General features: G+C 28.6%; 9 protein-coding genes, 1 tRNA gene, 2 rRNA genes, 1 other RNA gene and 1 other annotated feature. Of the genes, 12 read left to right on the top strand and 1 reads right to left on the bottom strand.

Annotated elements, in window-relative coordinates; all coding sequences use genetic code 11:
- Nucleotides 1-43 precede the first annotated feature (43 nt).
- The 10 genes from rrf to EIH23_RS15765 all read left to right on the top strand — a co-directional run bounded on the left by rrf (nt 44) and on the right by EIH23_RS15765 (nt 6,714).
- Nucleotides 44-160, top strand: a 5S ribosomal RNA gene (gene rrf / locus EIH23_RS15810).
- A 146-nt stretch (nt 161-306) separates the two neighbouring features.
- The gene (locus EIH23_RS15805; protein ID WP_122641377.1) at nt 307-822 is read left to right on the top strand and encodes a transcription repressor NadR; all 516 of its coding nucleotides are present in this window, start codon (nt 307-309) and stop codon (nt 820-822) included.
- 107 nt (nt 823-929) lie between these two features.
- Nucleotides 930-1,150, top strand: a binding site (T-box leader).
- A gap of 177 nt (nt 1,151-1,327) precedes the next feature.
- Nucleotides 1,328-2,599, top strand: a complete 1,272-nt coding sequence (gene serS, locus EIH23_RS15800) for a serine--tRNA ligase (protein ID WP_122641376.1) — start codon at nt 1,328-1,330, stop codon at nt 2,597-2,599.
- A gap of 139 nt (nt 2,600-2,738) precedes the next feature.
- Nucleotides 2,739-3,191, top strand: coding sequence for a nucleoside deaminase (locus EIH23_RS15795; RefSeq protein ID WP_122641375.1), 453 nt, complete (start codon nt 2,739-2,741; stop codon nt 3,189-3,191).
- A gap of 3 nt (nt 3,192-3,194) precedes the next feature.
- Nucleotides 3,195-3,288 (top strand) — tRNA-Ser (locus tag EIH23_RS15790).
- Between the two features lie 29 nt (nt 3,289-3,317).
- Nucleotides 3,318-3,582, top strand: an RNA gene (gene ffs / locus EIH23_RS15785) — signal recognition particle sRNA large type.
- Nucleotides 3,583-3,706: 124 nt separating this feature from the next.
- The gene (dnaX, locus tag EIH23_RS15780; RefSeq protein WP_122641374.1) at nt 3,707-5,329 is read left to right on the top strand and encodes a DNA polymerase III subunit gamma/tau; all 1,623 of its coding nucleotides are present in this window, start codon (nt 3,707-3,709) and stop codon (nt 5,327-5,329) included.
- 66 nt (nt 5,330-5,395) lie between these two features.
- Nucleotides 5,396-5,737 (top strand): YbaB/EbfC family nucleoid-associated protein, encoded by a 342-nt coding sequence (locus EIH23_RS15775; protein WP_122641373.1) that lies wholly within the window; start codon nt 5,396-5,398, stop codon nt 5,735-5,737.
- 12 nt (nt 5,738-5,749) lie between these two features.
- The gene (recR, locus tag EIH23_RS15770; protein ID WP_122641372.1) at nt 5,750-6,349 is read left to right on the top strand and encodes a recombination mediator RecR; all 600 of its coding nucleotides are present in this window, start codon (nt 5,750-5,752) and stop codon (nt 6,347-6,349) included.
- Between the two features lie 143 nt (nt 6,350-6,492).
- On the top strand, nt 6,493-6,714 hold the full coding sequence (locus EIH23_RS15765) for a hypothetical protein (protein ID WP_122641371.1): 222 nt from the start codon (nt 6,493-6,495) through the stop codon (nt 6,712-6,714).
- 82 nt (nt 6,715-6,796) lie between these two features.
- Here EIH23_RS15765 and EIH23_RS15760 read toward each other — a convergent pair whose 3' ends face one another.
- Complete coding sequence (locus EIH23_RS15760; protein WP_122641370.1) at nt 6,797-8,011, bottom strand: MGDG synthase family glycosyltransferase; 1,215 nt, start codon at nt 8,009-8,011, stop codon at nt 6,797-6,799.
- Between the two features lie 178 nt (nt 8,012-8,189).
- Here EIH23_RS15760 and EIH23_RS15755 point away from each other — a divergent pair, with 178 nt between their 5' ends.
- Together EIH23_RS15755 and EIH23_RS15750 are read left to right on the top strand one after the other, a co-directional pair.
- A complete protein-coding gene (locus EIH23_RS15755) occupies nt 8,190-8,420 on the top strand; it encodes a glutaredoxin family protein (RefSeq protein WP_122641369.1) in 231 nt (76 codons plus the stop codon).
- A 447-nt stretch (nt 8,421-8,867) separates the two neighbouring features.
- A 16S ribosomal RNA gene (locus EIH23_RS15750) occupies nt 8,868-8,936 on the top strand; the annotation flags it as partial.

Below are 8,936 nucleotides of genomic sequence, written 5' to 3'. Positions count from 1 at the left end.
GAGTATTAACTCTAAAACTTAATATAAGTTAATCGAAAGATTATGTGGTTATTATAGCAAAGAGGATACACCTGTTCCCATTCCGAACACAGAAGTTAAGCTCTTTAGCGCTGATGGTACTCGGAGGTCAACCTCCCGGGAGAGTAAGACGTAGCCACGTAATCTTTTTTGTTATATAAAAAATTTAAAAGTATCGTTATTGATTTATTTAATTATAAATTATAAAATATTATTTAAAGTATAAACTATAATAATTTCAACTTAGAAACTACTAAAAATTGGTTTTAGAGGAATATGAGGTGTATTATGAATTTAAATGAAAGAAGAGAGAAACTTCTAGATATAATAGAAAAATCTAATAAGCCTATAAAGGGAAGTGAACTAGCAGATCTGCTAAGTGTAAGTAGGCAAATAATAGTTCAAGATATAGCACTTATAAGAGCTAGTGGAAAAGAAATTGTAGCCACTCCTCAAGGATATATAGTATTTAATCAAAGTAAAAAAATAGAAGGTAAAATACAATGTAAAAATCATAATAATAATGAAGAACTATTTGACGAGTTAAAGGTAATAGTTGATATGGGCGGAATAGTTAAAGATGTTATTGTAAATCATCCTATATATGGAGAAATAAGGGCTGAATTAAATATATCATCTCTTAGAGATATAAAAGAATTCATGGAAAAAGTTAAAAATGATGAGTTTAGGCAACTATCCTCTTTAACAAAATATGATCATAGTCACACAATAGAAGTTGCAAAAAAAGAAATATTAGACGAAATTATAGAAATATTAGACGAAAAAGGTATGTTATCTAACTAATAATATCTATTAATTTTCAATAAACATAAAAAAGAAAACAAAATCGAATAATAGTATTGAAAGTTGTTAATATATATAATATAATGTTTATCAAATAAAACAATTAGTTACAAGCTATGAAGGAAAATAGTAAAAGACATATTTGTATTCAGAGAATGAGTGGTTGGTGAGAACTCATAACAATGGTTTTTGAATCCATTCCAGAGCTTCTAATCGGAAATTATAGTAAGATTAGACGTATGACCTACGTTACAGGATTGAGAGAATTGTGTATTTTGTACATGATTAATTAGGGTGGCAACGCGGATAAAAGACTTTCGTCCCTTTTATAGGGAGTAGAAGGTCTTTTTTTATTACCAAATTTACTGGTATAGTAAGCCAATCTAGAAAATAAATAGATTATTTATAATAAAATTTCCGGAAAATGTAAATAATGCTAGTATAAAAATTTTTAATTAACTAAATAAAATATATTTAAGAGATATATAAAAATTAGGAGGGTAAAATGTTAGATATAAGAAGAATTAGAGAAAATTTAGAAGATATTAAAAAAGCAATGGACAGAAGAGGTGAAAAAGAATTCAACCTTGATATAGTAGTAGAATTAGATGATAAGAGAAGAGATCTACTTAAAGAAGTAGAAGTAATGAAAAATGAAATGAATGTTGAGTCTAAAAAAATACCTCAATTAATAAAAGAAGGTAAGGATGTAACCGCAGATAAAGCAAGATTAAAAGAGTTATCTGATAAGATAAAAGAATTAGATGAAAAAGTTAGAACTGTATCTAATGAAATAGAATATAACTTAATGAGAATACCAAATGTGCCAAACCCTGAAGTTCCACAAGGAACAACTGATGAAGATAATGTTCAAATAAGAACTTGGGGAGAACCTACTAAGTTTAATTTTGAACAAAAAGCTCACTGGGATATAGGTACAGGATTAGGAATATTAGACTTTGAAACTGCAGGTAAAATAACTGGATCAAGATTTACACTATACAAAGGTTTAGGCGCTAGACTTGAAAGAGCATTAATAAACTTCTTCTTAAATACTCATACAGAAGAAAATGGATATACAGAAGTATTACCTCCTTTTATGGCTAATAGATCTAGCTTTATAGGAACTGGGCAATTACCAAAGTTCGAAGAAGATATGTTTAAAGTTGAGGGTGTGGATTATTTCTTAATACCAACAGCAGAAGTACCTGTAACAAATATACATAGAGATGAAATACTAACAGTTGATCAATTACCTATAAAATATTGTGCATATACACCATGCTTTAGATCTGAAGCAGGTTCAGCAGGAAGAGATACTAGAGGATTAGTAAGACAACATCAATTTAATAAAGTTGAATTAGTTAAATTTGTTGCTCCAGAAAATTCATATGATGAATTAGAAAAATTAACTAATGATGCAGAAAAAATATTACAAATGTTAGGACTACCATATAGAGTAGTTAAAATATGTACAGGAGACCTAGGATTTACAGCTGCATTTAAATATGATTTAGAAGTATGGATGCCAAGTTATAATAGATATGTTGAAATATCTTCTTGCTCAAACTTTGAAGATTTCCAAGCTAGAAGAGCTGGTATAAGATTCAAGAGAGATAAAAAATCTAAAGCTGAATATGTACATACATTAAATGGTTCAGGATTAGCGGTAGGAAGATGTTTAGCTGCAATATTAGAAAACTACCAACAAGAAGATGGAACTGTTGTAATACCAGAAGCATTAAGACCATATATGGGTGTAGATGTTATAAAATAAAAAATTAAACTTTAATATAAAAGAAAGGGAGCTAATTTAGCTCTCTTTTTATTTATAGCAGTATTATAATAATAAATTTAAGTTGAATTATAAAAGAAAATATGCTAATATAAACTTGTTATAAGTTCTAGGAGGAAATATGGAAAAATTATTCTATATGAAAGAAGCATTAAAAGAGGCAAATAAAGCATATACTAAAGGTGAAACTCCAATAGGAGCTATTATAGTGAAAGATGGTGAAATAATAGCTAGAGCGCATAATTTAACTGAAGAATTGAAAGATAGTACAGCTCATGCTGAAATTTTAGCAATAAAACAAGCTTCAGAGAAATTAGGTGGTTGGAGACTTATGAATTGTGACTTGTATGTTACGATGGAACCGTGTATAATGTGTAGTGGAGCTATAGTTAATTCTAGAATAAAGAAACTTATAATAGGAACTAAGCATATAAAAAATTCATATATAGAAAAACAACATGAATTTAAAATAGATTATTTTGATTTTAATAATATAGAAGTTACGTTTGGAGTAATGAAAGAAGATTGTTCGATCATTTTACAAAAGTTCTTTAAAGACTTACGTAAAAGATAATATGGAGAGATGGTCGAGTCGGTCGAAGGCGCTCGCCTGGAAAGTGAGTATACGTGTTAAAAGCGTATCGTGGGTTCGAATCCCACTCTCTCCGCCAAGAAGTTAATGAATATGGTTGTAATTTTGCTGTACTAGATGGGGAGGTAGCGGTGCCCTGTAACCTGCAATCCGCTATAGCAGGGTTGAATTCCAGCTAGAGGCTTAAAATTTGTAGAGCAGCCCTAAATAAGTGGTGTTGACACTTAGGTCCTACGCAACGAGAGCTCATGAACTCCGTCAGATCAGGAATGAAGCAGCGGTAAGTGATCACTTTCGTGTGCCGTGGGGGAGCCTAAGCCGAGCTAACTGTTTAGGTAACGTCTGTGAGTTTAAGTCAATAGCTGGTGTACAGCATTTAATAATATATAAAAGTAAATCCCTTTAACAGGGATTTTTTTATTTTAAAAAAATGATATAATAATTGAATATGATGGAAAAATTATAAATGAATGATTTTATATTAAGGAGAGAGAAAGATGCATAAAGCATTGTATAGAGTTTATCGACCGCAGAAGTTTGAAGATGTAGTTGGTCAAGAACATATTACTAGGACCTTAAGAAATCAAATAGAAAATAATAATATAGGTCATGCATACTTATTTTCTGGAACTAGAGGTACAGGAAAAACATCTACAGCAAAAATATTTGCAAGAGCAGTAAACTGTTTAAATGGTGTAGATCAAGAACCATGTAATGAGTGTGAAGTATGCAAAGATATATTAAGTGATAACATTATGGATGTTGTAGAGATAGATGCAGCATCTAACAATAGTGTTGATGATATAAGAGAACTTAGGGAGAGCGTTAAGTATTCTCCTACTAAAAGTAAGTATAAGGTATATATAATAGATGAGGTGCATATGTTGTCCCAAGGAGCTTTTAATGCTTTATTAAAGACACTAGAAGAACCACCTTCATATGTAATATTTATATTAGCAACTACAGAACCACATAAGATACCGGCTACTATATTATCTAGATGTCAAAGATTTGATTTTAAGAGAGTTACAGTAAAAGATATTACATCAAGAATGAAAAAAATATGTATAGAAGAAAATATAGAAGTTGAAGAAAAAGCACTTAATTTAATTGCTAGAAATTCACAAGGAGCCCTTAGAGATGCTCTTAGTATATTAGATCAATGTATTTCATTTGGAAATGAAAAAATTGAATATAAGGATGTAGTAGAATTATTAGGAACTGTTAATATAGAACAATTATTTGATTTAGCACAGTACATAATAGATCAGAATACAAAAGAATCACTTAAAGTTTTAAATGAATTTATAATATGGGGTAAAGACATAAGAAACTTAATTAATGATTTAATAGATCATTTTAGAAATTTAATGATCTGTAAAGTATCAAATGATTTAGATGAAATAATTTCTTTGCCAGAAGAAATTATTGAACAATTAAAAAAACAGGCTAATACTGTAAACAATAATGATTTAATAAGGATATTAAATATACTATCAACTACTCAAGATAATATAAAAACAGCATCTAATCCTAGAGTTGTAGCAGAAGTAACTATGATGAAGATAGCTCAGCCTATGTTTGAGAATAGTAAAGAAGCATTAATTAAAAGAATAGAAAACTTAGAAAAAACAATTGAAAGTGGTAATATAACGGTTACCACAATAAAAGAGAATAATAATCAAATTGTTGATGATTCTGCTAATAAGGATGAAGCAATAGAGTATGAACAAGTAAAGAGTGAGGATGTTAAATTAATAGAACAATCTTGGAAGAATATATTAAAAAGTATAAGGGCAGACAAAAACATGCCTGTATACGCACTTTTAGGTGATGTAAGAGATTTCAATGTATACAATAGTCAATTATATTTAATATTTGATGATAATTATGGATTTGCTAAAACTAGGTTAAGTTCACCAGATACAATAGAATATATACAAAATAAGATAAGAGAAATAATTAATAGAAGTTTTATTGTGAAAATATTCTTAAAGTCTGAAGTAAAAGATGTAGAATTAGCTATAAAAGAAACGTCTCAAGATAAGGGTGAAGAAATTTTAAAAAATATAGTTAGCCCAGAAGTGTTAGAAGTAAAGGATCATATAGAGGAAAATTAGATCAAATAATAAATATTTATTTATGATATAATATAAAAATAAAGAATTTTAAGGAGGAAGAGTAATATGGCTAAGAAAAATTTTGGTGGAATGATGCCTGGAAACATGAATAATATATTAAAGCAGGCTCAAAAGATGCAAGAAAATATGCAAAAAATGCAAGAAGAGTTAGAATCTAAAGAAGTAGAAGCTTCAGTTGGTGGAGGAGCTGTTACTGTTAAAGTAAATGGCAAGAAAGAAGTAATAGATATAACTATAAAACCAGAGGTAGTAGATCCAGATGATATAGAAATGCTACAAGACTTAGTACTGAGTGCAGTGAATCAAGCATTAAAGAGTGTAGATGATATGCAAGCTAGTCAAATGAGTAAAGTTACTGGAGGTATGAATATACCTGGTTTATTTTAGTAGGTGATATTGATGCAAGTATATACAGGGCCTATATCTAGGCTAATAGAAGAGTTTTCAAAACTTCCTGGAATAGGAAGAAAAACAGCCCAAAGATTGGCATTTCATGTTATAAATATGAAAACAAATGATGTGGAAAGTTTATCTAAGGCTATAATAGAAGCTAAAAGAGAAATAAAATACTGCTCAATCTGCTGTAATATAACAGATACAGATCCTTGTAGTATGTGTTCTAATAAAAATAGAGATTCTAGCGTAATTTGTGTAGTAGAAGATCCTAGAGATGTAGCTGCTATGGAAAGAACAAGAGAATTTAAGGGAAAATACCATGTATTGAATGGAGTAATATCTCCTATGGATGGTATAGGACCTGATATGATAAAAATAAAAGAGCTTATAGTAAGATTAGGTAGTGAGGATGTTAAAGAGTTAATAATGGCAACAAACCCTACAATAGAAGGAGAAGCTACAGCTATGTATATAGCGAGATTAGTTAAGCCTATGGGTATAAAGGTGACTAGAATAGCACATGGATTACCTGTTGGAGGAGACCTAGAGTATGCAGATGAAGTTACTATAAGTAAAGCTCTAGAAGGAAGAAGAGAAATATAAAAAATCGGGGAAAAACCTCGATTTTTTTGTCATTTTTTTTTAGAAATTGCTAAAAAAATTTAAATAGGAATTATTGAATGAAGCATATTACTAATGTATAATTTGATTTAAGTTTATCTAAATTTTTAAATTAGAGGTGTTACATGAAATCAACTATGAACTTAGAAGAACATGAGGCTATGAAGGAAAAAAGAACAAGAAACCTAAAAACCAGAGAAGAATCTAAGTATAACTATGATGACGATTTAAGCTTGTTAATTAGTAAAAAGAAAAAAAAGCAAGCTAAAAATAAAGACAGCGTATTTAGGAATAATTATAAAAACTATCAATATGACTATGAAGAAGATTTCTATGAGCCTTTATAAGAAGATTATGACATGTATTTATATGGATTTTAAAATAAAAAAAGGGATACTTTAATTAAAAAAGTATCCTTTTTATTTTACTTTATTTACTTATAAGTATTTTTTCCACTAAGTTTGCTATATTTTGTGCAGAATCAGACTTTTGTATAGACTTTATATTATTTTTTAATATTTCTAGTCTAGTTGGATCGTCAATAAGCACTTTTAATAAAACAGTTAAAGTGAATTTTTTTGTGGGCTTTAAAGCTGCACCACAATTTGAAAGAAAATCTAAATTTTCTTCTTCTTGACCTGGAATATAGTATGGAATTATCATAGGTAAATCTTTAAGCAATGCTTCTGTAGTAGTAAGCCCACCTGGTTTACTTACTAAAACATCTACAGAAGCTAAAAGATCATTCATTTTATCCGTGAATCCTAAAATAAGTATTTTTTTATCCATTATATCAACATGTGTTTCTAGCTTTTTTTCTAATTTTTCCTTTAAATTTTCATTTCTACCTGTAATAACTATAATTTGAAAATCTCTATCTATATTTAAAAGTTCTTCCAATGTTTCTTTTATATTTCCAGCTCCAAAACTACCGCCCATTAATAATACTGTAAATTTATCTGGATTTAAACCAAATTCAGATAAAACTGTAGAACGATCTCTATTAGATAAGAAAGATTTTTCTACAGGAATTCCGAATGTTTTAACTTTTTCAGGAGATACTCCATCATATATTAAGAGTTCTTTTACATATTCGTGTCCTGCAATGTAGTAATCAATTTCATTTTGTATCCATGTAGAATGAGTTGTATAGTCTGTTAAAACTGTTATTAGTGGTGGAACATATAAATTACAATAATATTTATGTAGAGCATCGTGTAAAATAGAGTTCTCATGATTTTTATATGCTTTGGCATTTTTCTTTAAAGTGCTAAGAGCAATCATAGGAAAAGGATGAGTACCTATTATTAAATCAGGTTTAGATTTATCAAGTAAAGACCTGAATTTTTTTGCCATAAATGAAGTAAGTGGATTATCTTTAAATTCATTTTTAGAAGCTAAAGTTGTTTCAGATAATCTATATACACTTCCATAAGCTTTAGGTGTATATATAGCTGATTTTTCATAGCCTCTAGATATTATTTTATCCATAGTACTATTAACTAGTTTTAAACTATCTATGATTTCACACTCTATTGGAGAACCATCTATTATTTTATTACTAAGTTCTTCCTTAATAGCTCGAGCAGCTCTATTATGCCCACCGCCTGTAGACGCGGACATTATTAATACTTTTTTGCTCATACTAAAATCCTCCTAAAAGATATAAGATTATATTGTATAATAACCTAATTTTATGTATTATAATTATATTTTATCAAAAATATTTATTAAATTATTAAGATTGAGTTAATAATAATCTAATACAATATATAAAAAAAAACAAGTATAATGAAAGTTATCAAAAATATAGGAGGAATAAATGAATAAGATAGAGATATATTCAAGTGATACATGTATTAATTGTATAAAAGCAAAGGAATATTTTGAAGAAATCGGTGAAAATTATATAGAATATAATATTTCAAAAGATTTATCAGCTAAAAGAGAGTTAATCAGTATGGGCTATATGTCTGTTCCAGTAATACTTATTAATGGAGAACATGTACTTGGATTTGATAAAAATCGAATTGATGCGTTGCTAGAAGATTAATTTGTATATACTTAAATTTAAAGTCAATGTCCTTAGTTACATAAATTATGCTATATATAAATAAAGTGACTAAGGATAGAGTAAATTCAATATATACAATATATATAAGAAGTTTAATATTTATATATAATAGCGAATAAAAATGTAGAAATAGTATAAAATAAATGATAATTATAAAATAAATAAAAAAAGTTAAAAAAAGTGTTGACGATATAAAAATAAGGTGGTATAGTATTACTTGTCCTTAAGAAAAGGGCAAACGACTTAAGAAAAAAATAAAAAAGTCTTGACTAAGAAATGAAAACTTGGTAAGATAAGTAAGTCGAAACAATGAACTTTGAAAATTAAACAGTAGGTTAATTTATATAACTAATTCTTATTTAAGAATTAAACACAAACAACCAAGCCAGATATTCAGATAATGATTAGCTGAGCGATGGACAACTTTTATTTGAGAGTTTGATCCTGGCTCAGGATGAACGCTGGCGGCGTGCCTAACACATGCAAGTCGAGCGA

This window comes from Romboutsia sp. Marseille-P6047 (genome assembly GCF_900604535.1).
Taxonomy (GTDB): Bacteria; Bacillota; Clostridia; order Peptostreptococcales; family Peptostreptococcaceae; genus Romboutsia_E.
The sequence above is the reverse complement of the archived record's forward strand: the minus strand, read 5'-3'. Positions and strand labels throughout refer to the sequence as shown.